17 protein-coding genes and 2 tRNA genes are annotated in these 21,203 nt (G+C 60.3%); 7 read left to right on the plus strand and 12 right to left on the minus strand.

Annotated elements, in window-relative coordinates; translation table 11 throughout:
• Nucleotides 1-104: 104 nt before the first annotated feature.
• Nucleotides 105-178 (plus strand) — tRNA-Gly (locus ACNA0R_RS20475).
• On the opposite strand, the gene ACNA0R_RS20480 is transcribed toward ACNA0R_RS20475, so the two are convergent.
• The 6 genes from ACNA0R_RS20480 to ACNA0R_RS20505 form a co-directional block, all read right to left on the minus strand.
• The gene (locus ACNA0R_RS20480; protein WP_415827897.1) at nucleotides 167-1,156 is read right to left on the minus strand and encodes an electron transfer flavoprotein subunit alpha/FixB family protein; all 990 of its coding nucleotides are present in this window, start codon (nucleotides 1,154-1,156) and stop codon (nucleotides 167-169) included. The genes ACNA0R_RS20475 and ACNA0R_RS20480 overlap by 12 nt on opposite strands.
• Before the next feature lie 2 nt (nucleotides 1,157-1,158).
• Nucleotides 1,159-1,908, minus strand: coding sequence for an electron transfer flavoprotein subunit beta/FixA family protein (locus tag ACNA0R_RS20485; protein ID WP_415827898.1), 750 nt, complete (start codon nucleotides 1,906-1,908; stop codon nucleotides 1,159-1,161).
• An 89-nt stretch (nucleotides 1,909-1,997) separates the two neighbouring features.
• On the minus strand, nucleotides 1,998-2,570 hold the full coding sequence (locus ACNA0R_RS20490; RefSeq protein ID WP_415827899.1) for a HutD family protein: 573 nt from the start codon (nucleotides 2,568-2,570) through the stop codon (nucleotides 1,998-2,000).
• Nucleotides 2,570-3,757, minus strand: coding sequence for an NAD(P)/FAD-dependent oxidoreductase (locus ACNA0R_RS20495; RefSeq protein WP_415827900.1), 1,188 nt, complete (start codon nucleotides 3,755-3,757; stop codon nucleotides 2,570-2,572). The genes ACNA0R_RS20490 and ACNA0R_RS20495 overlap by 1 nt, the downstream gene beginning before the upstream one ends.
• Before the next feature lie 97 nt (nucleotides 3,758-3,854).
• Nucleotides 3,855-5,198 carry an MmgE/PrpD family protein gene (locus ACNA0R_RS20500; protein ID WP_415827901.1) on the minus strand — a complete coding sequence of 448 codons (1,344 nt, stop codon included), beginning with the start codon at nucleotides 5,196-5,198 and terminating at the stop codon, nucleotides 3,855-3,857.
• Nucleotides 5,199-5,211: 13 nt separating this feature from the next.
• Nucleotides 5,212-6,219: a Bug family tripartite tricarboxylate transporter substrate binding protein gene (locus tag ACNA0R_RS20505; RefSeq protein WP_415827902.1), complete on the minus strand. Its 1,008-nt coding sequence runs from the start codon at nucleotides 6,217-6,219 to the stop codon at nucleotides 5,212-5,214.
• 237 nt (nucleotides 6,220-6,456) lie between these two features.
• On the opposite strand from ACNA0R_RS20505, the gene ACNA0R_RS20510 reads away from it, so the two are divergent.
• Nucleotides 6,457-8,127 (plus strand): electron transfer flavoprotein-ubiquinone oxidoreductase, encoded by a 1,671-nt coding sequence (locus tag ACNA0R_RS20510; RefSeq protein ID WP_415827904.1) that lies wholly within the window; start codon nucleotides 6,457-6,459, stop codon nucleotides 8,125-8,127.
• Nucleotides 8,128-8,154: 27 nt separating this feature from the next.
• Here ACNA0R_RS20510 and ACNA0R_RS20515 read toward each other — a convergent pair whose 3' ends face one another.
• Together ACNA0R_RS20515 and hutG are read right to left on the minus strand one after the other, a co-directional pair.
• The gene (locus tag ACNA0R_RS20515; protein WP_415827970.1) at nucleotides 8,155-9,183 is read right to left on the minus strand and encodes a LysR family transcriptional regulator; all 1,029 of its coding nucleotides are present in this window, start codon (nucleotides 9,181-9,183) and stop codon (nucleotides 8,155-8,157) included.
• 2 nt (nucleotides 9,184-9,185) lie between these two features.
• Nucleotides 9,186-9,992 (minus strand): N-formylglutamate deformylase, encoded by an 807-nt coding sequence (hutG, locus tag ACNA0R_RS20520; RefSeq protein WP_415827906.1) that lies wholly within the window; start codon nucleotides 9,990-9,992, stop codon nucleotides 9,186-9,188.
• A 148-nt stretch (nucleotides 9,993-10,140) separates the two neighbouring features.
• Here hutG and ACNA0R_RS20525 point away from each other — a divergent pair, with 148 nt between their 5' ends.
• The 3 genes from ACNA0R_RS20525 to ACNA0R_RS20535 all read left to right on the plus strand — a co-directional run bounded on the left by ACNA0R_RS20525 (nucleotide 10,141) and on the right by ACNA0R_RS20535 (nucleotide 13,195).
• Nucleotides 10,141-11,223 carry a Bug family tripartite tricarboxylate transporter substrate binding protein gene (locus ACNA0R_RS20525; protein WP_415827907.1) on the plus strand — a complete coding sequence of 361 codons (1,083 nt, stop codon included), beginning with the start codon at nucleotides 10,141-10,143 and terminating at the stop codon, nucleotides 11,221-11,223.
• Between the two features lie 21 nt (nucleotides 11,224-11,244).
• Nucleotides 11,245-12,981, plus strand: a complete 1,737-nt coding sequence (locus tag ACNA0R_RS20530) for a gamma-glutamyltransferase family protein (RefSeq protein WP_415827908.1) — start codon at nucleotides 11,245-11,247, stop codon at nucleotides 12,979-12,981.
• Nucleotides 12,982-13,121: 140 nt separating this feature from the next.
• Nucleotides 13,122-13,195, plus strand: a tRNA-Gly gene (locus tag ACNA0R_RS20535).
• A gap of 132 nt (nucleotides 13,196-13,327) precedes the next feature.
• Here ACNA0R_RS20535 and ACNA0R_RS20540 read toward each other — a convergent pair.
• The 4 genes from ACNA0R_RS20540 to ACNA0R_RS20555 form a co-directional block, all read right to left on the minus strand.
• Complete coding sequence (locus tag ACNA0R_RS20540; RefSeq protein ID WP_415827909.1) at nucleotides 13,328-15,040, minus strand: methyl-accepting chemotaxis protein; 1,713 nt, start codon at nucleotides 15,038-15,040, stop codon at nucleotides 13,328-13,330.
• A gap of 53 nt (nucleotides 15,041-15,093) precedes the next feature.
• Complete coding sequence (locus ACNA0R_RS20545; RefSeq protein WP_415827910.1) at nucleotides 15,094-15,423, minus strand: flagellar transcriptional regulator FlhD; 330 nt, start codon at nucleotides 15,421-15,423, stop codon at nucleotides 15,094-15,096.
• Between the two features lie 49 nt (nucleotides 15,424-15,472).
• Complete coding sequence (locus ACNA0R_RS20550) at nucleotides 15,473-17,431, minus strand: ATP-binding protein (protein ID WP_415827911.1); 1,959 nt, start codon at nucleotides 17,429-17,431, stop codon at nucleotides 15,473-15,475.
• Nucleotides 17,432-17,520: 89 nt separating this feature from the next.
• A complete protein-coding gene (locus ACNA0R_RS20555) occupies nucleotides 17,521-18,228 on the minus strand; it encodes an HD-GYP domain-containing protein (RefSeq protein WP_415827913.1) in 708 nt (235 codons plus the stop codon).
• Between the two features lie 649 nt (nucleotides 18,229-18,877).
• On the opposite strand from ACNA0R_RS20555, the gene ACNA0R_RS20560 reads away from it, so the two are divergent.
• Entirely contained in the window at nucleotides 18,878-19,492 is a 615-nt protein-coding gene (locus tag ACNA0R_RS20560; protein ID WP_415827914.1) for an excisionase family DNA-binding protein, read from the plus strand.
• A gap of 649 nt (nucleotides 19,493-20,141) precedes the next feature.
• Complete coding sequence (locus ACNA0R_RS20565; protein ID WP_415827915.1) at nucleotides 20,142-21,197, plus strand: DUF72 domain-containing protein; 1,056 nt, start codon at nucleotides 20,142-20,144, stop codon at nucleotides 21,195-21,197.
• The last annotated feature ends 6 nt before the right edge of the window (nucleotides 21,198-21,203 follow it).

The raw sequence follows: 21,203 nt of genomic DNA on the forward strand, positions 1-21,203 counted from the left end.
GCGGCCGGCTAGGCGCGGCCGGTCGGGGGGCGGTCGGCCAAGGGCCCCTTGGCCGCGCTATAATCCGCCTCCCTGCCGCGGCGCCCGCCGACGGTACGGCCGATGCGGGTGTAGTTCAATGGTAGAACGGCGGCTTCCCAAGCCTCAGGCGTGGGTTCGATTCCCATCACCCGCTCCACACCGACTTTCCCTGGCGTTCTACTGGACATCCGCTGGTTCCCCAAGTGTCTATCAATCTGCTAAGTTCAGGCACCGCGTCAAACAGATCGGCCCGCAAGCCATAATCGGCAATGCCAAAAATCGGCGCTTCGGGATCCTTGTTGATCGCCACAATGACCCGGGAGTCCTTCATGCCGGCGAGATGCTGTATGGCGCCGGAGATACCCACCGCGATGTACACGTCCGGTGCCACGATTTTGCCGGTCTGTCCAATTTGTAAGCTGTTTGACGCATAACCCGCATCCACGGCGGCACGCGATGCGCCTACGGCGGCACCCAATTTATCGGCCAGCGTGTCCAACATTGCGAAGTTTTCCGCGCTCCCCATCCCTCGTCCTCCCGCGACGACGGCCGAAGCGCTGACGAGATCGGGTCGCTGTGAGGCTATCGCCTGCCGGCTCACGATCCGGGATAGTTTCGGGTCTTCAACCGCGGGAATACGCCGTAAACCGGCCGAACCTCCGTCCATCTCCGGTACGGCGAACGCGCTGGATCGAACCGTAACGATCTTTAGTGAGTCCAGGACCTCTACGGTGGTGACGGCGTTGCCGGCGTAGATCGGCCGCTGAAAAATGTTGGGCGAAATCACCGCGATCACGTCGGATAATGCCGCCATGTCGAGAAGCCCGGCCAGTCGAGGCGCCACGTTCTTGCCGAAAGAAGAAGCCGCAAAGAAAATGTGCGTGTAGTGTTCGGCCACGGAGGCGACTTGCAAGGCCCAGGACTCGGGCAGCCCGTCGGCCAGGCATGCGGCGGTCACGTGCAGCACTTCCCGCACACCCTTCAATCCACCGGCTTGCCGGGCCGCGGCTTCGGGCGCGCTGCCCCCCACCAACATATCGACGCACGTGCCGACCTGGGCAGCGGCGGCCAGGGTATTAAATGTGACGGGTTTCAACGATCCGCCTTCGTGTTCGGAAATAACCAGAACGGCCATGTCTAGATCACCTTCGCTTCGTTCTTCAATTGCGAGTACAAGGTTTGGACGTCATTTACCATCCGGCCTTTCTTGCGGGCGATCGGTTCACGTACTTCGACCACGCGCAAACGCGGTTCGATATCCGAGCTCAGGTCCGCCGCCGCTAGTGACTCCAGGGGTTTTCTGCGTGCTGCCACGATGCTGGGCAGTGTGACGTAGCGCGGTTCGTTCAAGCGCAGATCGACCGTTACCACCGCCGGTAGCCGCGCGACCACGGTTTCGGTTCCCCCGTCGACCTCCCGAATTACCGTCGCCTGTCCGTCCGACACCTTGAGGTCGCTAGCATTAATGACTTGCGCCCATCCCAGCATGGCGGCGAGCATCTGGCCGGTCTGGTGGAAGTCGTCGTCGATGGCCTGCTTGCCCAGGATGACCAGTCCCGGGTTTTCACGCCGTATGACGGCCGCCAATAGCTTGGCCACGCCAAGCGGTTGCAGGGTTTCAGGAGACCTGACCAGAATAGCTCGGTCGGCCCCCATGGCCAGTGCCGTGCGCAGCGTTTCTTGGGACTGTGTCGGCCCGCAGGACACGGCAAGGACGTCGGCCGCGCATCCCGTCTCTTTAAGCCGGACGGCGGCCTCCATCGCTATCTCGTCGAAGGGATTCATGGTCATCTTCACTCCCTCGGTTTCGACTCCGCCGCCGTCCGCTTTAACGCGCACATGCACATTCGGGTCGACGACACGCTTAACCGCGACAAGTACCTTCATTGATATTTCCTCAAGTGGTGTCCGGAACCGCCGGACACAAATCCCGCCGCACGCTCAACCGCAATACGCGATTCCGATACCGGCACGCTTCACACGATCGCGACGTAGACCGCGCCCAACGGACCCGCTTTCATCCTCAAAGGCATCCGTGCGTCGCGCTCCAGCAGATAACTGCCGCTTTCGAGATGTAGGCACGCGTCCTTGACGAAGCATTCGCACGGGCCCTGATCCGCCAGCACGAGGCGCATGCGCGCCGGCTCGCTCACTAGCGCCTCCTGAACATGTTCCATCCGTACTTCTGGAGTCAGGGAGCTTGTCGCGGGAAAGGCCATTACATTCAGCACGCCGACCCGTTGATCAACTAACCGGGCTTCCCACGCGAGCGCACCGTCGAATCGCGTCATTTTCCCCGGCTCAAGCAATACCCGCTCATCCTCGTACGCCAGGTCCACCCCTTGTCCCGTCAACACCATCGACCAGCGGATGCAACCGGGGAAGGACGAATAAGAGGTATGCCGATCAATGCAGGCAAGACTGACGCGCCATCGCAGCCCGGGCGATGCGTGCACCGCTAACGTCTGGGTAACGCCCAGACCATTGGCCCAGGGTTCCGGCAGCAAGTCGGCGAGGCGGCCTATCCCCATCGATATCTCGCGCGCCATCAGGACACCGCACCCAACCCGTATCTCCCCACCAGTAGCGATCCGGTTCTGAATCGGTCGAGCGAATACGGCGTCAACGGCACATCGGTGTGCAGCCCCAAAGCGGCCTGCGCAAGAACCCTGCCAACTGTCGGTGAAAGCTTAAAGCCGTGCCCCGAAAACCCGAATCCCACAATCAGCCCTTCGATGCCGGAGACACGGCCCATTACCGGATTCCAATCAGGGGTGACGTCGTAGACACCGGTCCACGACGACGCCAGGCCAGCGGTCTCGTAAGCGGGAAACCGGGCCGCAACCTGGGCGCCGACATCGGCCACATAGTCGAGCGAAATATCGCCTTGTCTGGACTCGGCCCCACTCAGTTTTTCGCCGACCACTCCTTCGCTGACCAGCATCTGCTTGCCGCCGTAGCTGCGGCAATACAGCATGCCAGGTGACGCCAGATCTTTGTAGACCGGCATATCGTACGTATAGGGCGCCTGCTCGCATTCGAGCGACAGGACTGCATGTCTTTCCGGTGTCAGGGGCAGCGGCAAGCCAAGCCACCCCGCCAATTCCGGCGTCCAGATATTTTGCGTGCTGACCACCGTTCCAGCCCGGATGTCGCCTTCGGCGGTGGATACGCCAATAACTCGATCGCCGTCGCGTAGCAGGCCCGTCACCCGCAAATTCTCGCGTATCAAGACTCCGCCTCGCCGGGCCGCCTTGGCGAAGCTGGTTGAGACCAGGTAAGCATCGGCGAACCCGGCCTCGGGTTCGAACCCGATCAGCGAATCACCATCGAACCGGGCAATAGGTAGCAGCTCGCCAGCCTGGGCCATGTCCAGGATTTCCACTTTGACACCCTTGCTCCGCTGCGCATCCAGTGATGCACGCAGCGCCTCTGCCTTTTCGCCTTCGGCGGCGCTGATCAAATAGCCGCATTTCACTAGCCCACACGAGGCGTCCTCATCTTCCAGATAAGCCTGGAAGTTGTTGAAGACATTCCAGGAACGGTGTGCCAGTTCTACGTTTTCCGCTATCGAATAGTGAGTACGCAAAATGCCCGAAGACTGGGACGTGGTTCCCGCACCTATCGTCGATCTGTCCACGACAAGGACACGGCCGGCTCCCAGGCGCGACAGGTGGAACGCCACCGAACTGCCAATCACGCCAGCGCCTATAACGATCACATCGAAAGATTGCATGAACATCCTTTGTAGAAATGCCCAGTTTGCGCCGGGTATTGCTTCACCTGCGCCAGATAAGAAAAAGTTATGCTGAAATCAAACGGGGGCTTCGTTCTCACGCCGGCGCGACAAATTTGCCGATTGCCTGCAGGGCAGCGTCGTCCTCCTGCTGCGTGGGAGGCGACTCCGGTAGCAGCAGCGCCATCATTTTGCTGAAATCATCCGTATTCCCTCCGCTGCGCCGTGCCGCGAACTTAGCGGCGAAGTGTGAGGCCAGCATGGGGCAGGCCGGGTCGCCGAGCGGCACAGCCACCAGGGAATCCATGGTCTTTCCTCGCATGCGCATGGTCACTCGTGCCGGCACCTGGGCGGGAAACATCTGGTCCAATTCCGCGTCGCAGCGCCAACTCACGCGATTGGCCACGCCCAGAATGTCACCGCGAGTCAGCGCCTGCGGCCGCAGTGGCAGCAGCCCTTCTTCCCCGTCCACCAGCGCGACGGCCACGCAAAACGGAATGCTGAATTGACCTGCGATCGTGCTGCGCGGGGCCGGGTCGTTGGCAAGACTGCACGCGCGCGCGAAAGTTGCGATTTCGATGCTTTCCACCGCAGACGCGTCAACCCCGGCGCGCCGCATGTCCAATACCGCATCGATAGCGGCGTGGATCCAACGGCAGCACCCATAGGGCTTGAAATACGTGCCCTCGATCAGCCAGGGATCGCTGGTGTTGTTAAGGATCGCGCCTGGAATATATTCGGCCGGATTGTCGAGCGCGCTGATATATCCATGGAACCTGTGCGCTACCTGCTCAACTGCGGACAACCCCGCGATCACGGACCAGGGAATGCCTTCCTTGGAATCACTGCCCGCGAAGCCGGCATGATCGGCCGCCAGCATGTTCGGTGCGTACGCTTCCGCCAGCCCCATGGCGTGGGCGAGCTCCTCCTCGGAAAGCCGCAAGAGACGGCCTGCACCAGCGGCCACGGCGAGCGCAGTCCAGCGTCCGCTTGCAACTGACCTGTTTGGATAGGGCACCCGCGCGCGCGCGATTTGCACTCCCGCCTCGTAGCCGCACACGATTGCTGTAAGCACCTCGCCCATCGACGCACTTGTCTTTTCCGCCGCGGCCAGTACGGCGGGGATGACCGCCGCTCCCGGGTGGCCGGACGCGGCGCGATGCCCGTCGTCCAAATCCAATATTGAAGCGGCGCAGGCGTTGACGAACCCCGCTCCCGGCATGGACAGCGTGTCCGCGCTGAACCAGATACGGTGCTTGCCGGTGGGAAATGCTTCGGACGCCCATTCCCGGGCGTGCCGTACCGACGGGTTGTCCCGGCCCATGGCGGCGCAGCCCAGCAGGTCCAGCAGGCATTTCCGGGCACTTGAGAGCGCGGATTGCGGTAGGGTGTCGGTAGACGCGGCGCACAGGCGCCGAGCAAGCGTTTGCAGAGTGGTCATGGTTCGGTTCGAATTACCTTGTCGGCGTTATCAAGCCAATCTCTTTCAACACATGTAGCCAACGCGAGAAATCGCCGTGATACCGGGATATGAATTCGTCGTAGGGAAGGGGCTTTTCGATCATGCCCACGTTCTCGATGCGCTTCCGGACATCGGGCTTCGCAATGGCCTCCAACACATCCGCCGAAATCTTGCGCGCAACCTCTTCCGGCATGCCTGCCGGTCCTACCAAGCCGATCCAGTCGTCGACCTCAAAATCGCTCAGGCCGGTTTCCTTCATAGTGGGGAGATCGGGGAACAGCGGAATGCGCGTGACGGAGTTGGTTAGAAGGCAGCGGATCTTGCCCAGATCGGCCAACTGCCGCGCCACGGACGGAATGATGAACATCAGGTCGATCTGACCCGATGCCAACCCAGATTGCGCCTGGCTGACGGCGGAATAGGGAACGTGCGTCAACGCAATGCTAGTCTGTCGGGCGAACAGCGCGGCCGCGATGTGCGCCGTACTTCCTACCCCTGGCGAACCGTAATTCAGGCGTCCGGGTGATGACTTGGCCAAGTCGATCAAGCCCTGCACGGAATTTGCCGGTACGGCGTCGTTCACACAAAGGACCAGAGGCACGCCGCCTATCGACACGATGGGACGCAGGGCGGTTTTGATATCGACCGGACGCTCCGGAAGCAGGCTGTCTCCAATGACCTGATTACTGGACATCGCCAGCAAGGTATACCCATCGGCGGGCGACCTGGCGACATAGGTGGTGCCTATCGTGCCGCTGCCACCTGGCTTGTTGAGCACAATCACTCCTTGGCCCCATTTCTTGCTCAATTGCTCAGCCAATATCCGCGTCATCCCGTCTGTAGCGCTGCCCCCGGACAACGGCACCACGATGGTCACCGGACGCGCGGGATAAGGCTGAGCCCGCACCGGACCTGCGGCGGAAGCAGCCGCGATAGACAGGGTTATACCGATGTACCGAAGCCAGGCCGATGTCCGGATGCGAATGGCGGTGAGCGACATGATTGATCCCCTTTTCATATGGACACTACGTGGGATCAGGCTACCGGCATTCGAGTGAACAGCCCTCTACATAAGAAAGTCTGATATTCATAAAAAGCGGCGCTTTAGGGTAAGCCGACCAGGCCGCTTCGGTTGCCGGCGTGGCGGCGATGATCTGCATCGCTGCGGCTTACATTGCCCTTGCCCATCCCCGATTGCTCCTACGCTTGCACGTCTTCAACGAACGGAGTATTGAATATGGCGTCAACCGATACCGGAAATTCAGTCCAACGCGACGAGCTGGAATATGACGTCGTAATCGTCGGTGCCGGGCCAGCGGGCTTGGCGGCCGCTATTCGGTTGAAGCAGCTCGCCGCCTCGCAAGGCAGCGAAGTGTCCGTTTGTGTGTTGGATAAGGCGGCCGAGATCGGCGGCCATATCCTGTCCGGTGCAATCATGGACCCCAAGGCACTGAACGAGCTGATCCCGGACTGGCAGGAGCGCGGCGCGCCTTTGGACACCCCCGTCAATGACGACCGCTTTCTGTTTCTCACCGAACGCCGCGCCTGGCGCATTCCGGGCGTGTTGCTGCCTGCCGCGGTCCATAACGGCGGTAACTATGCGGTCAGCCTCTCGGACGTCGTCAAATGGCTGGGAAATCAGGCGCAGGAAGCGGGAGTCGACCTGTTCCCTGGCTTCGCTGCGACGGACGTTCTGTACACCGAAAGCGCCGCCGTGGGTGGTGTGCTCACGGGCGACATGGGCGTCGGTAAGACGGGTTCTCGCGGAACCCGGTATCAAGCTGGCATCGCGCTGCGTGCGCGATACACCCTCTTCTGTGAGGGCGCGCGCGGACACCTCGGGCTGCGGTTGATGGACCGTTACGCACTCCGCGCCAACAGCGATCCACAGACGTATGGTCTCGGCATCAAGGAGATATGGGAGGTGCCGCCACAACAGCACCGCGCCGGCCTTGTCCTTCACACCCTGGGGTGGCCTCTGGACGCGAGTACCCAAGGGGGCGGTTTTCTCTATCATCTCGACCGACAACGAGTCGCCGTCGGATTGGTGGTCAGCCTAGCCTACCGCAATCCCTTTCTTTCTCCGTTCGATGAATTCCAGCGCCTTAAATGTCACCCGTCCATCCGGCGCCACCTGGAGAACGGCCGGCGTTTGGCTTATGGAGCCCGCGCCATCGCGGCGGGTGGCCTGAACAGCCTGCCTGCCTTGGCGTTCCCCGGCGGCGCTTTGGCAGGATGCGATGCGGGATTTCTCGACAGTCTGCGCTTGAAGGGCAGTCATACCGCGATCAAGTCTGGAATGCTGGCGGCACAGGCTGCCTATGAAGCATTGCAGGAGGGCAGGCGTCATGACGTACTGTCAACCTATCCGGAGAAATTTGAGCAGTCCTGGCTGCACGCCGATCTGAGTCGTGCCAGGAACGTCAAGCAGTGGCTGGGCAAGAACCTGTATCTGGGCGCGCTGATGACCGGCGTCGAGCAGAAACTGCTGGGTGGAAGATTCCCATGGACCTTACGCAATCGCATCAAAGACCGAGAGCGCACGCAGTGCGCTTCGAAGCGTAAACCGATTTTGTATCCTGCACCCGACGGCCGCCTGGTTTTCGACCGGCTATCCTCCGTGCATCTCGCCAACATTAACCATGAAAGCGACCAGCCAGTGCACCTGACCCTAAAAGATACCGAGGTTCCCGCGCTCATTAACAAAAAGCGCTATGCCGCGTTGGAAACGCGGTATTGCCCCGCGGGCGTCTACGAGTTCATCGATGGACCGGGGGGCTCGCCGAGGCTGCAGATCAACACGCAGAACTGCGTTCACTGCAAAACCTGCGACATCAAAGACCCGACAGGGAATATCGTATGGGTTGCGCCGGAGGGGGGAAGCGGCCCGAATTACAGTGGCATGTGACGTCTTGGTATCCGCGCATTGACGGCGTCAGGAAATGATTCCGCGGGGTGGACGTCCCGCGGTCTGCCACAGCGTCTCCACCGGCAGTTTCAACGCTGGCCCGATTTCCTTCTGGAACAGTTTTCCGACTCCAATCCCGATGACGTTCCTTGCCTCGCCGGGCAACTTTCCAAACTCATTTTCCCGGTATGAAAGATAGAAAGTGCGCCGCCACGGCAGGCGTGAGCGCGCCTGCGTGCCGGGCAGTGCGGCCAGCGGCAGAATTCGCAGTTGTTCAAGGAAATGTCGCGACTGCCAGATACAGAGCGGAGTGCTCAGCGCGAAGCCCATTCCCTCTGAAACGAGACTAAGCATGGGATCGGTATTGTCGAATTCGTAGGTGCGCTCCATTTTTTCGCCCGCCGCGTCCAGATAACGATCTACGTCGGACCCGATAACGGATCGCGCGCTGTAGCGGATGAACTTCAGCCGCCTGGCTAGGTCCGTCAAGGAATGCAATCCGCTGGCCTCGAAATCTCGCGGCAGCACTAGCAGATATGGCTCCGAGAACAACGGCTGCTTCTTGACAGAAGGTCGGTGAGCGACCCCCGACGTGGTAACCGCCATGTCAAGTTTCCGGTTCTCCATCTGCTCGTCCAGCAGAGGCGTCAGGCCGGACCACAGCAGAATCTGGCGGGACTCTCCCGATAGTCCCCGGATCAATGTTGGTCCCAGCGTACCGGCAAAGGAATCGACACAGCCGAAGCGCACGACGTGTCGCTTCGCATGGCTGAAATTGCGCACGCCTTCGGCCATCTCCGCGGCCTGGGACAGCAGGCGGTTGGCCTGCTCGAATAGCCACAGCCCGACAGCGGTGGGCTGCGCCGGGCGCGTCGAGCGGTCCATCAGTTCCGCACCGACGGTGCTTTCGAGCAGCTTCAACCGTTGCGAGACGGCGGCCTGAGAAATATCGAGACGTTGTGATGTCGCCGATACGGATCCGGACTCCACGACCGTCACCCAAGTAGCGAGCAAGCTCCAGTCAGGATAGGTTTCGGGGGTATCCGGCATCGGCATGCTCACTGACGATCCGGTGAGCGCAGCGCTTCGAGCGCCGCCACAATCATGGCTCTGATGACTGGCTTGATCTCGCTGGCCAGTCCTTTCCGGTATTCGTAAGGGTAGCACTCGCTCATATAGGTCGATTGGCACATTTCCAACTGGACCGCATGCACGCCGTGGTCGGGATCGCCAAAAGTACGAGTAATATGCCCGCCCTTGAAGCGGCCGTCCACCGCCCAGGTGTAACGGCAGTTCTGCAATACTCCCTCCACCGCTCCGATCACGTTAGCGCCGCAGCTCCTTCCCTGGGCCGTGCCAATATTCAGGTCTGGCAGCTTGCCGTCAAACAGACGTGGCAGCACGCTGGCTATCGAATGCGCTTCCCACAAGAGCACCACGCTGTGCCGCGCCCTGATCCGGTCGATCTCGAGGGCGAGCTTGGCGTGATACGGGTGCCAGTAGTCGTTCAGGCGTCGTTCGCGCTCCTGCGCCGAGAGTACGGCGTTGTCCAGGTACAGCGGTTCTCCATGAAACGTCAGCTCGGGGAAAAGCCCGGTTTTCTCCTGGCCGGGGTAGAGATGCGCGTCGTCCGGCGGACGATTCAGGTCTACCACATAGCGCGAATAGCGTGCATGAAGTATCGACGCGCCCAATTCTTCGCCGAAATCGTAGAGAAGATCGAGGTGCCAATCAGTGTCTGGTCGTTGGAGCGCCCGCGGCGTCATGCGGGATAGCTGGGCATCTGGTATTTCACGACCCAGGTGTGGGATGGAGATCAGCAAGGGGGTGGTCCCCGCTTTGAAGTGATAGGGCAAGTCGGTCATCGATGGTTCCAACTCGAAAACGCACGCATCCGGATAGACGGTGTCCAGGAGCGAACGCTAGCAAGGCTCCGCCTCATGTGTCCTTTGTATAAGAAAAATTGATTTTGAATATCAGTATTCAAAATACTGTTTATTGCGGCCACACGGGATGCCTACACTGGCATTCCAATGCGCGGTCCGCGACCGCAAAGCATTAATGCAAAAAGAAGGGATTTTCATGAGTATTTCAGCGCGGGCCTGGGCCCGGGTTGTCTACGTGGCGACGCGACGTGCCGCCATGTTCCTCGGAACTGTCCTCCTCGTCCTGCCAAGTGTGCCGGCTACCGCAGCCGCGTGGCCGTCCAAGCCGATCCGTATGGTGGTCGCGTATCCTCCCGGCGGCGGCACGGACATCGTCGCGCGCTTGCTCGCCAGGGATCTTTCGGACCGCCTGGGCGTAGCGGTGGTTGTCGAAAATCGCGGTGGCGCTGCCGGTGCCGTTGGTGCGGCCTATGTCGCCCATGCGGAGGCCGACGGCAATACTTTGTTATTCGGTGCGAATGCGGAACTGACCATCGCTCCGGCCACCAATCGGTCTTTACCCTATGATCCCTTACGTGATCTGATACCGATCACGCAAATCGCTGGCGGGCCGAATATTCTGGTTGCTTCCAACGGCTTTGCCCCAAATACGCTGGCCGAGTTGATCCAATACGCCAAGGCGCATCCTGGCGTGGTGAATTATTCCACCGGCGGGAACTACGGGACTACCCATATGGCCACCCTGCAATTCGAACACCGGGTCGGTATCGATGCGCTGGCCATTCCCTATCGTGGCAGCGGCCCCGCCCTGCAGGCAGTGGTGGCCAACCAGGTCTCGTTCTCCTTCAATACGCCTGGGGCGACGCTGGACCTAATCAAGGGCAAGACACTCAAGGCCATCGCTGTCGCCAGCGACCATCGCCTGGGCGCGCTCCCCGATGTGCCGACGATTTCGGAATCCGGGTATCCCGGCTTTACCGTTGGCTCTTGGTATGGCCTGCTGGCTCCAGCCGGCACGCCCGCCGATATCGTGCAGCGCTTGCACGACGAGACTTTCCGCTTTCTGCAGCTTCCCGAGACACGCGAAGCGCTGCACCGGCTGTATATCGATCCCATCGGCAGTGACAGCGCCGACTTCGGCGCCTTCATGAAAGAAGAGATCGCGCGATATCGGGCTCTGATGGCGTCTTTAAACTTGCAGCCGCAATAAGCACCCGTCCGGAGCCTGACCATGTCCAAGATGAAAGATATCCCCGCGGTGTCCTGGCGTCCCACCGTCTCTGGCAACCACTACGCCGTTTCCACTGGACATGCTCTAGCCAGTCTGGCGGCAATGCGAATACTCGACCAGGGTGGTAACGCGATCGACGCCGGAGTCACTGCCGCCATGGCGCTGGCGGTGCTGCAGCCGGATATCGTCTCCTTCGCCGGCGTCGCTCCGACGCTCATCTACATCAAAGAGGAGAACCGCGTCATCAGTCTTGCCGGGCTCGGCTGCTGGCCGGCGGCTACGGACGTGGAACGCCTCCGGATGGAAGGCGGCGCCCATGTGCCGGCCGGCATCCTGCGGCAAATTCTGCCTGCGGCTCCGGCCACGCATATTCAGGCCTTGCGCCGCTACGGCTCGATCTCGTTCGAGCAGGCAGTCACCGCCGCCTACGAGCTGGCCCGTGAGGGTTTCTGCATGTATCCGACGCTATACCAGTCGCTGGACTTGCGTCGGGACTTAATTGCGCGTTATCCCGAGAACGCAGCAATATTCCAGCCTGGCGGCGTGACTCCGCCAATCGGCACGAGGCTGCGGCAGGAGAACCTTGCCAAGACAATCGGTCGAATGATCGAGGCGGAACGCGGGACTCCGGGCAATCGTGAGGCCAAGTTGCAGGCGGTGCACGACTGCTTCTACCGAGGCGGCATCGCGCGGGACATCGCAGATTTCCACGCCAAGCACGGCGGCTTCATGACTGCTGAAGACCTAGCCGGTTTCAACGTACCCGTGGAAGACAGTATTGCCTGTAACTACGGTGACTACGAAATCCATTCCTGCGATACCTGGTGTCAGGGCATTGTGCTGCTGGAAGCGCTGAAGATCCTGGAAAATGCTGACCTGACGGCGATCGGGCACAACACTCCTCAGTATCTCCACCTCTTGGCAGAGGCGCTGAACTTGGCTTTCGCCGACCGGGAGGCCTTCATCGGAGATCCGGGGTTCGTAAATGTACCTACCCGGCATCTCCTGGGCGCCGACCATGCCGCGCGACAGTTCGCCCGCATAGACCCGGCGTGCACGGAGGGCCGCATGTATGAGCCTCTGGAAATTCCAGGTTTTCAGGCTTACAGGGCAGACTGCCTGGCGCCGAGCGAAGGCGCCGTCCGGCCGTCGCTGGACACTATCTATGCTTGCGTGGCGGACAAATACGGCAATGCCTATTCGGCCACCCTGTCCGACACGATGTACGACACGCCCATGATCGATGGCATGGGCTTGCTGGTCTCCAGCCGTGGCTCGCAGAGCCGGCTGGATCCAGCGCATCCGGCTTCAGTGCGCCCTGGCAAGCGGCCACGTCTCACGCCCACCCCAGCCCTAGCGCTACGCGACGGCCATATTGCAATGGCGTGGGGCACGCCCGGCGGCGATGTCCAGTGCCAGGCGATGTTGCAGGTTTTCCTGAACGCCATGACGTTCGGCATGGATATTCAGGCTGCCATCGAAGCCCCGCGAGTCGCCACGTTTAACTTCCCCGACTCCTTCGCACCGCACACCTACCTTCCCGGCCGGTTGTGTGTGGAGAACCGGATCGAGCCAGACACTGTGCGCCGGCTGCGGGAATTTGGTTACGACGTCGAAATGTGGTCAGCCATTGCCTGGCGATCAGGTGCGGTATGCGCGATTGTGCGGAATCCGAGCACGGGTCTGTTGCACGCGGGAGCAGATCCCAGGCGGCCGGCTTACGCGTTGGCATGGTAGGGCTGGCCGGTAGGCGCGGGCGTTCCGATGGTCTTTGGCAAGAAGGCGCCGCGCACGGATCGTCCCGCAGCCGGCAGCCGGCAGCCGCCGGAGTATAATGCGCCACCTTGCCGGGTTTGAACGCCTGCGCAACGGCCTACGCGGGTGTAGTTCAATGGTAGAACGGCGGCTTCCCAAGCCTCAAGCGTGGGTTCGATTCCCATCACCCGCTCCACTGCTTTCGTGTCAGGAAGTCCCAGTTATCTGAAACCAGTGGCGTTTCTGGTTCGGGCCGTTTCCCACGCCCCGACCAAGGGCCGCCGGGGCAGAGGGTGCCGGTACCTTGGCGCAACTTTGTCCTTACCTGCTAAAAGCTGTCCCAATTCCCGTCATCGGAAGCGCCAACCACTGCAAGGGCGGCCGAAGCGCGCCGGCGGGAACCGGGCGATGACCGGGAGCCGTTGCGTTCAAAACGTTTAGCCTTAACCGGCCGGGCATCCAAAAGTGCCTGCGGTGCAGGTGCTTCGCCACTTGGCAGTATGAACGCGCCCACCGCTTTAACCAACTGTTCCGCTTGCGCTTGCAAGCTCATGGCAGCGGACGCACTTTGCTCGACTAACGCGGCATTTTGCTGTGTCGCCTGGTCCATGCTGCTAACCGCCTCGGCCACCTGGTTCACCCCAGCGTTCTGTTCTTCGCTGGCGCTGCTGATTTCGCCCATGAGGTCGCTCACCCGCTGGATCGACTGGACGATTTCCTGCATGGTCACGCCAGCCTGATCCACGAGCGCGGTGCCGCGAGCGACACGCTCGACGCTGCTGCCGATCAATTCCTTGATCTCCTTGGCTGCTTCAGCACTCCGTTTGGCAAGCGTTCGGACCTCGGCTGCCACTACCGCAAAGCCTCGTCCCTGTTCCCCCGCCCGGGCAGCTTCTACGGCAGCGTTCAGCGCGAGAATATTCGTCTGAAATGCAATGCTGTCTATGACGCCGATGATCTGGTTGATCTTCTCGCTGCTGTCGTTTATTTCCTTCATCGTCTGGACCACTTCGCTGACCACACGGCCTCCTTGCGCGGCCACACCGCTCGCGCTGGTCGCCAACTGCGTGGCCTGGCGGGAGTTCTCGGCGTTCTGCTGGGCTGTGGAGCCCATTTCTTCCATCGAAGCCGACGTCTCTTCAAGGCCTGCCGCCTGCTGTTCGGTACGCGCCGACAGATCGTTGTTGCCCTGCGCGATTTCGGCGCTGGCGGAAGCGACGCTATCCGCATTCTCCCGCACGGTGGACACGACTTCGATGAGGCTGGCCTGCATGCGAGCCAAGTTGAACATGACGCTGGAGGTGTCGCCTGGACGCGTGGCAAGCGTGCCACTCAGATCGCCACTCGCCACTCTTGCAACCGTGCTACTCAGATCCTGCGGTTCCGCACCCAACGCCCTTTGTAGGCTACGCGTTACCGCCCATCCCACGGCCAGGCCCACAAGAGCCATGAGAAAGGCCAATCCGCTCATCAAAACAACGCCGAAAGCGGCCTTTTCATGGCTTCCCTGCACCATGCCGTCCGCCTCTTTCCTTTCCAAGGCAAAGGCGCCGTCGACCGCGTTGAACACAATGTTCTGCAATCTACGGGTCTCTTCGATCAAGAGCGAACTTGCCTCCTCCTTCTGGCCCTTCATCGCGAGTCCGATGGCGTTATCGAGCGCGGCATTGTAGGGTCCACGGTTCTCGTCTATGGTCCTGATGAAAACTTCCGAATCGGTCGACCGGATGGAGCTGCGAAGGTCCTTGATGATGGCATCATTCTCCAGACGCAGCTGCTTGATCTTCTCCTTTTCGGCCGAGGCGAATGAGGGTTCGTTGTTGATAATGATGTTGCGCGCGTAGCGGCCTATGGCTTCGAGGTTCCCTTTGACTTTGCTCAGGTTGTCAATGTTCACCATGTGAACCGACGCAAGCCGGCCAATGTCCGCGTTTAATCCGTTCATTGTCATCGCGGCGTAGGCTACGATGCCAATCCCCAGCGCAATCGTGGTGCCGAATCCCAAGGTGAGTCGCTTGGCAACCGTTATATTCTTGAACATATTCCTCTCCAAGCTTATTGAGGACCGCAACCAAGGCGGCCATTTTCAGAAATTCAAATAATCGACTCGTCCACCGACCGAGCCATCATCACGCTATCGGCCATTCGGTCTCGCGCCAGCGCGAGGAGTATTTCGGATGACGAGATATTCATGCGACAAATGAGGAATGAAGACCGCCCCAATTTTGTTATGCGTTCCATGGGCTGGGAGCTGATCCAACGAGCGGCATCTGGCGAGATGCCCAGCTGCGGCAGTCTCGTCTTTTGTTCCTTGACGGCCCTCCTCACGAGTAAAAGGTAGTTGAGATTCAACTCGTAGATATGTTGGAGCGCCGCGGCGTCCGGAACATATATCGTTCGCCTGGTGTGGAGTTTCGATGTCATTGTGGGTTCCCGAGACAACTATCCACGAGATGTTCAGTGCCGCAACGGATCATGGGGCCATCGCCAGCGAGATATGCACGCTCGTACCACTTCCAAGCTCGGATTCGATCCAGACCTTGCCGCCGTGCAGTTGAACAATCTCGCTCACCAACGCGAGGCCAAGGCCTGTCCCCGGGATAGGGCCGTTGCGGTTGACCCGGTAGAACTTCTCGAATACCCGCTCGAGGTCTTCGGGGCTGATGCCAATGCCTCGGTCAGTAATACTGAGCAAGGCCCGACCATTCTCTGTCGTTAGCCGAATCTCTACCGGAGAGTCGGCGCCGGAATATTTGAATGCGTTCTCGAGAACGTTGCGTACGGCGCTCTCGATCAATGGGAGCTCGCCCAAGACGCGGATCGGACCTGGCGGAAAAAGCAGGTGGACGTTCGAACAGGTCTCGGGCATTTTGCTGACGACCCCATAGACCGCATCGGCCAAATCGATTTCCTCTTGACGGATTTCTTTATTCGCTCTGGCCTCGATCCGTGCCAGGTCAAGGAGGTCCGCCACTAAGCGCGACAGATTCGTTGCCTGGAGACTGATCATCCGATAGATTTCCTGCTTCCGCGGCTCCGGGACGCGCTCGGCCGCTAGCAGTTCGGCCAATCCGAGAATGCCTGCGGTAGGAGTTCGTAATTCATGGGCCGCAATGGAGATGAATTCACTCTTCATCCTGTCGATCTGGCTTTCGGCAGTGATGTCCCTGATCAAAAGGACGGCACCCGAGTGCGGGGTTTCCAAAGCCTCTATACGGAACTCGAAGACGTGCAATCGCGTATCTTGGACTTGGATGACCAGCCTGTGTCCCGCCCCTGGTTCGATTCTCTCCAACGCATCAACTAGGGCTTGAACCTTTTCACGGCGATCTTCGGACAAGTCATGTGCCAACAGCAGATCCGCCAATCGCTCCTGCGACGATCCGGATATCTCGTCGAGCTCCGTGCCCACCAGATTTAGCAGCTTGGGGTTGACGTTCAGGACTTTTCCGTTCGTCAACGCGGCCGCCGCGTCGGGGATCGCCCTGAACCAGGCCTGCAAATACGCTGCTTTTTCAGCCTGGCGTGCAGTGGCGGCGTGTTCGCGCAACGCCAATTCCGCGGTCCGGCGCACCAACCTGACTTTGCGCCACTCGGCAAACGCCATGAGAACGGTGATGATCGCGCCCGTAAGCAAAAGCAGGTCCCGCCGGTCGCGATATGCTGCGAGATACTCTTCCGTCGCGTAGCCCACCACCACGACCAAGGGATATGGGCTTAGGACCTGATAGCTTGAAATACGGTCAATTCCATCTATCGGACTGTTGGCCCGGAAGCTGCCGGCGCTTTGTCGCTTGATCATTTCCCGCAAGCGGTTGCTTGCGCCGAGTTCGTCGCCCAGCGCCTCACCGGCGTTCGTGCGCCGGGCCCTGACAACATAGTCTTTCGCACCAATAACGGTGACCATGCCCAGGTTTCCGATGTCCAACAGCTTGTACAAATTGGTGAAGTAACTAGGCTGTACCGAAATTGTGACAACGCCAATGAGCTCTCCGGCTTTGTCGAGAATGGCGCGAGTCATTTGGATCGACGTTTGTCCGCTTAACCGTCCGACCAAAGGCCTGCTGATGAAGAGTCTGTCGCGCGGCCACCGTCCTTCTAGATGGACCCGTATATGGTCTCGGTCAGACAGATCCAGTGCGCTCTTCTTGGACAACGACGAGGCTCGTAGCATTCCCTCCTTGTCGATAACCGCGACCTGTAAAAACACGTTGGAATGGAGGAGGCCAAGCTCTTGCAATTGCTTTAGGTCAAGGTCCAGGCCGTGCATCTGCACCTCGCGAGCGACCACGGCCGCCACCAGTTCCGCTTCGCCGAGAACCTGGCGCGTGTTGGCCGCCAGAGTCTCCGCAAGCGTCGACGAAGCAGTAGCTGCGCTCCTCAATTCTTCCGACCGATCCCAGGATATCCATGCCGCGAACGATATCCACATGGCTAGTGCCAGCAATGCGCCTGACCGATAGTCTCGCCAATCGCGGGTCACTATGCGTCTAAGGTAGTCCATGTATTGCTCATATGTAGTCAACGGCCTTTCAGGCGCTTTCTCAATACAGTGAGTGGAGCTTCGGATGCGGAGCCCCCCTCCTTAAACTCGCTGTCAACCAGCTCTTGAATGTGAGTGAACTCATCCAACCTGTCGAGCAGCGTGATCGCGAGGTGCGGGTCGAAGTGCGTGCCGCTCCCCTTCTTTATGATGTCGATTACTTCCGCTCGCGACAATGCAGGGCGATAGACGCGGTCATTGGTGACCGCGTCGAACACATCAACGACTGTAGTGATTCTGGCGCACAGAGGAATTTCGGTGGTGTGTATTCGATGGGGGTAGCCAGTCCCATCCCAGCGTTCATGGTGATGTTGAGCGATCTCTTTCGCCATGACCAGTACGGGATGTACCGCGCCGTCGAGAAGGAGCACGCCGGCCTCGACATGCAGCGCCATTAACGCTCGCTCCGCATCGGAGAGCGCTGCCGGCTTCTGCAGGATATGGTCGGGAACAAGGATCTTCCCGACGTCGTGTAGCGGGGCTGCCCTGTGTATGGTCGCGCAGTAGCAATCAGATTGACCCACAATTTTCGCTAAATAGGCAGCGAGGGCGCCTACCCGCTCGATATGCTGGCCCGTCTCTCCATGTCGCAAGGATGTAGCGGCATTGAGTTTTGCTATGAGCGCGTCGTACGCGCTATCGCGCTCCTGCAGCGCCAGGACGGTCCGCGCGTAAGCCGTGTCCACATCCCTCGCAGTGCGTTGCAATCGCCGCGTTACCGGGCTGGCGGCGTTTCTCTGGCGCCCAGGGCTCTTAATCATTGCCTTGGTCCTTTTGGCTCACCGCATCCAACAATTCGAGCGGGCTGAACGGCGCTGTAAAGCATCTGTCCACCGTGCCTCGCTCAAGCGAGCTATCACACCGCCAGTCGCCCGAGCACAGTAGGTAGATCGCCGTCTGGGCCCACCGGGGATTGTCGCGAACTACCTGGCACATTTGGAGGGCGCTTTCTCTGCCGCCATCCGACTCTCCGATTACAAGCAAATCTGCTGGCGGACCGGCCAGCAGAGCGAGGGACGCGTTCTTCCCGTCCGTGAGCAAGACCTCATGGCCCATAGGGCTCAGCGCCGACGCCACGACTTCGCCCAGCAATGGGGGCGCGATCACCACAACTTTCATGTCTTGTTACGTCCCTTATTTGTGCAAGCCAGGAGGCCTAGGCGGTGCAGCTGGGACCCGCCTTAGTATGATATATAACGTTACATTTCTGCCAGGTAAAACGCGAAAATTCGGTAAAAATGATAATAGACGAAACCGGAAATATGCAAGATATTTTTAAAACTGCAAATTTGTTATCATCGCGGCCGAGGCAAACACACTGTCGGGCAGATCCACATGCACGCTCCAGAGGACGAGTTCATCACGACGAAGAAAGCTGCCGAATTGATCGGCGTATCCGTGCGCACGGTCCAGCTATGGGTCGAGGCCGGCGTCCTGCGTGCGTGGAAGACGGAAGGCGGACACCGCAGGGTTGCGCGCGCTTCCGTGGACGATCTGCTGCAGTCCCGCGTCGCCAAAGAGGAAAGGGCATTGGTAGGACCGGCGCAGGGGCCGCTACGCGTCGTCGTCGTCGAGGACGATCCTCATCTGCAGACCGTCTATGAACTTGCGCTCACGTGTCTATCGTTCCCGCTGGACCTGCGCATAGCCGGGGACGGGTTCTCAGGACTCGTCCGGATCGGAAAGTTTCGGCCTCACGTCATCGTGGCCGACTTGAACTTGCCAGGTCTGGATGGCTTTCGAATGATCCGCGCGTTAAGAGAAGCGCCGGAATCGCGGGACGCGGAAGTCATCGTGATATCGGCGCTAACGAGTGCCGACATTGCCGATCGGGGGGGACTGCCTGCCGACGTGAAGGTCCTCTCCAAACCTGTGCCCATCAGTTCTCTTGAGAAACTCATGGCTGAGGCCTACCAGCGATTGTTGAGTCAGCCCGCTCCAAAAGCATAAGGTTGAAGAAGCGAGTAGCTCTGCAATAAGAAAGCCCGCGCTTGCTGTGCTAAAGAGCCCGGCCCGGCAAGGCACTTCGCTCGGTGGCGCGCGACCCAAGTCGACTGTTCGAGATCTGGATGGTCGCCGCGAGAGCAAGACATGGCTGACGGAGGATTCGGGGCCGATCGACAGCAGGGATGTGCTGATGGAAGCGGCGTCTTATTTCAGATTGGCAAATAAGCCACGGCGTGCGCGAGCAGCACAAAAAATCGGCCCCCGATGAAGGGGGCCGACCGTACTACGCACCACACCGAGAGGACTGCCACTACAGCATCCCCGCCTCTCGCCGGGGAAACCGTTCATCCATGCTGGCATGAACGGCAGGACTTCCTGGCGGCCCGATCACGCGGATTTGGCTGCTCGAACCGCCGGTAGCCTTTGATCAGCCTTGGAAAGGCTGGTTGTCGATGTCGCCGAAGGCGAGGTCGCCGTGCACGCCGCCGCTTTGCGCAACCGCGGGGACGGAGGGGGTATCCGCTTGCGCCGCGTCGTCCCGCCGTGAGCGCCTGCTGCTGGTTCGCAGAGAAACCAAGCTGACGTAGCTCGGTGGGGATGTCCGGTGTTATTCAAGTACCCTTTAGCCTACCTCCGTGCCAGTATGACAAGTATGCAAGACGATCTTTTCGGAGATGCGCTGCTGCAGCCTCCGGCCAATTCCTCTAACCATGCAGCCTCCCGTACGAATCCGGAAATTTCCGCCCTTCGGGGCATGGCCAGGGTGCTTCCCGCTCCCGCGGCGCGGGAATGGAGCGCGCTCGCGCGGCAGCTTCCGGCGCAACTGCGCTTTGGCGTCTCTACCTGGTCATACCCGGGCTGGGAGGGGCTGGTCTGGGATGGCGAATACGATTCGAGCACGCTGTCGAAGCATGGCCTTGGCGCCTACCATCAACATCCGCTTTTGCGCACGGTTTGCGTGGACCGTACTTTCTGGCGCCCCTTGACGGCAAGCCAGTATGGCGTTTATGCGGGGCAGGTCGATGACGACTTCCGTTTCGTCGTCAAATGTCCCGCCAACGTTACGGACGCCCAGGTGCGTGGCGAAGAAGGCAGGACGCGCGAGGTCAACCCGGTTTTTCTCGATCCGTCGCTGGCCGTTCAGGAGTTTGTGAGACCGGCGCTCGAAGGCCTGGGCGCCAAGCTCGGCGTTCTGGTGTTTCAGCTGAGTCCCCTGCCTTTGGGGTGGCTGAGCCGCAGCGCAACGCTGTTTGAGAAGCTGGGCCGTATGCTGGCCGCTGTCCGGGAGGCTCTATCCGCGCATACGGCCGTGATCATTGCGGTGGAAGTGCGGGACCCTGAACTGCTGGGCCAGGCGCTGGTTGATACGCTCAAGGCGCACGGAGCCACCTTCTGCCTGGGCTTGCATGGCAAGATGCCGCCGATCGAAGCACAACTGCCGATGCTGCGCGCGCTATGGCCGGGTCCGCTGGTCTGTCGATGGAATCTGAACCGCATTTTCGGCGCGTATGGTTACGCCGACGCGCAGAAAAAGCACGATCCGTTCAATGCCATTCTCAGCGAGGATCTCCCTACTCGCATGGTGCTGGCCCGGACGATTCGCGGGATCACGGGCGCGGGCCAGCCGGCCTACGTTACGGTCAGCAACGATGCCGAGGGCTGCTCGCCGCTGTCCATCCAGAAGCTGGCCCAGGCCGTTGCGGCGTAGGGGCCT

It is taken from the genome of Bordetella sputigena, from assembly GCF_965137885.1.
Lineage (GTDB): Bacteria > Pseudomonadota > Gammaproteobacteria > Burkholderiales > Burkholderiaceae_B > Bordetella_C > Bordetella_C sputigena.

Excerpts from the sequence above, each read along its gene's own strand:
- ACNA0R_RS20480 (WP_415827897.1), bottom strand. The coding sequence starts at position 1,156 with ATGGCCGTTCTGGTTATTTCCGAACACGAAGGCGGATCGTTGAAACCC.
- ACNA0R_RS20485 (WP_415827898.1), bottom strand. The coding sequence starts at position 1,908 with ATGAAGGTACTTGTCGCGGTTAAGCGTGTCGTCGACCCGAATGTGCAT.
- ACNA0R_RS20490 (WP_415827899.1), bottom strand. The coding sequence starts at position 2,570 with ATGGCGCGCGAGATATCGATGGGGATAGGCCGCCTCGCCGACTTGCTG.
- ACNA0R_RS20495 (WP_415827900.1), bottom strand. The coding sequence starts at position 3,757 with ATGCAATCTTTCGATGTGATCGTTATAGGCGCTGGCGTGATTGGCAGT.
- ACNA0R_RS20500 (WP_415827901.1), bottom strand. The coding sequence starts at position 5,198 with ATGACCACTCTGCAAACGCTTGCTCGGCGCCTGTGCGCCGCGTCTACC.
- ACNA0R_RS20505 (WP_415827902.1), bottom strand. The coding sequence starts at position 6,219 with ATGTCGCTCACCGCCATTCGCATCCGGACATCGGCCTGGCTTCGGTAC.
- ACNA0R_RS20510 (WP_415827904.1), top strand. The coding sequence starts at position 6,457 with ATGGCGTCAACCGATACCGGAAATTCAGTCCAACGCGACGAGCTGGAA.
- ACNA0R_RS20515 (WP_415827970.1), bottom strand. The coding sequence starts at position 9,183 with ATGCCGATGCCGGATACCCCCGAAACCTATCCTGACTGGAGCTTGCTC.
- hutG (WP_415827906.1), bottom strand. The coding sequence starts at position 9,992 with ATGACCGACTTGCCCTATCACTTCAAAGCGGGGACCACCCCCTTGCTG.
- ACNA0R_RS20525 (WP_415827907.1), top strand. The coding sequence starts at position 10,141 with ATGCCTACACTGGCATTCCAATGCGCGGTCCGCGACCGCAAAGCATTA.
- ACNA0R_RS20530 (WP_415827908.1), top strand. The coding sequence starts at position 11,245 with ATGTCCAAGATGAAAGATATCCCCGCGGTGTCCTGGCGTCCCACCGTC.
- ACNA0R_RS20540 (WP_415827909.1), bottom strand. The coding sequence starts at position 15,040 with ATGTTCAAGAATATAACGGTTGCCAAGCGACTCACCTTGGGATTCGGC.
- ACNA0R_RS20545 (WP_415827910.1), bottom strand. The coding sequence starts at position 15,423 with ATGACATCGAAACTCCACACCAGGCGAACGATATATGTTCCGGACGCC.
- ACNA0R_RS20550 (WP_415827911.1), bottom strand. The coding sequence starts at position 17,431 with ATGTGGATATCGTTCGCGGCATGGATATCCTGGGATCGGTCGGAAGAA.
- ACNA0R_RS20560 (WP_415827914.1), top strand. The coding sequence starts at position 18,878 with ATGCACGCTCCAGAGGACGAGTTCATCACGACGAAGAAAGCTGCCGAA.
- ACNA0R_RS20565 (WP_415827915.1), top strand. The coding sequence starts at position 20,142 with ATGCAAGACGATCTTTTCGGAGATGCGCTGCTGCAGCCTCCGGCCAAT.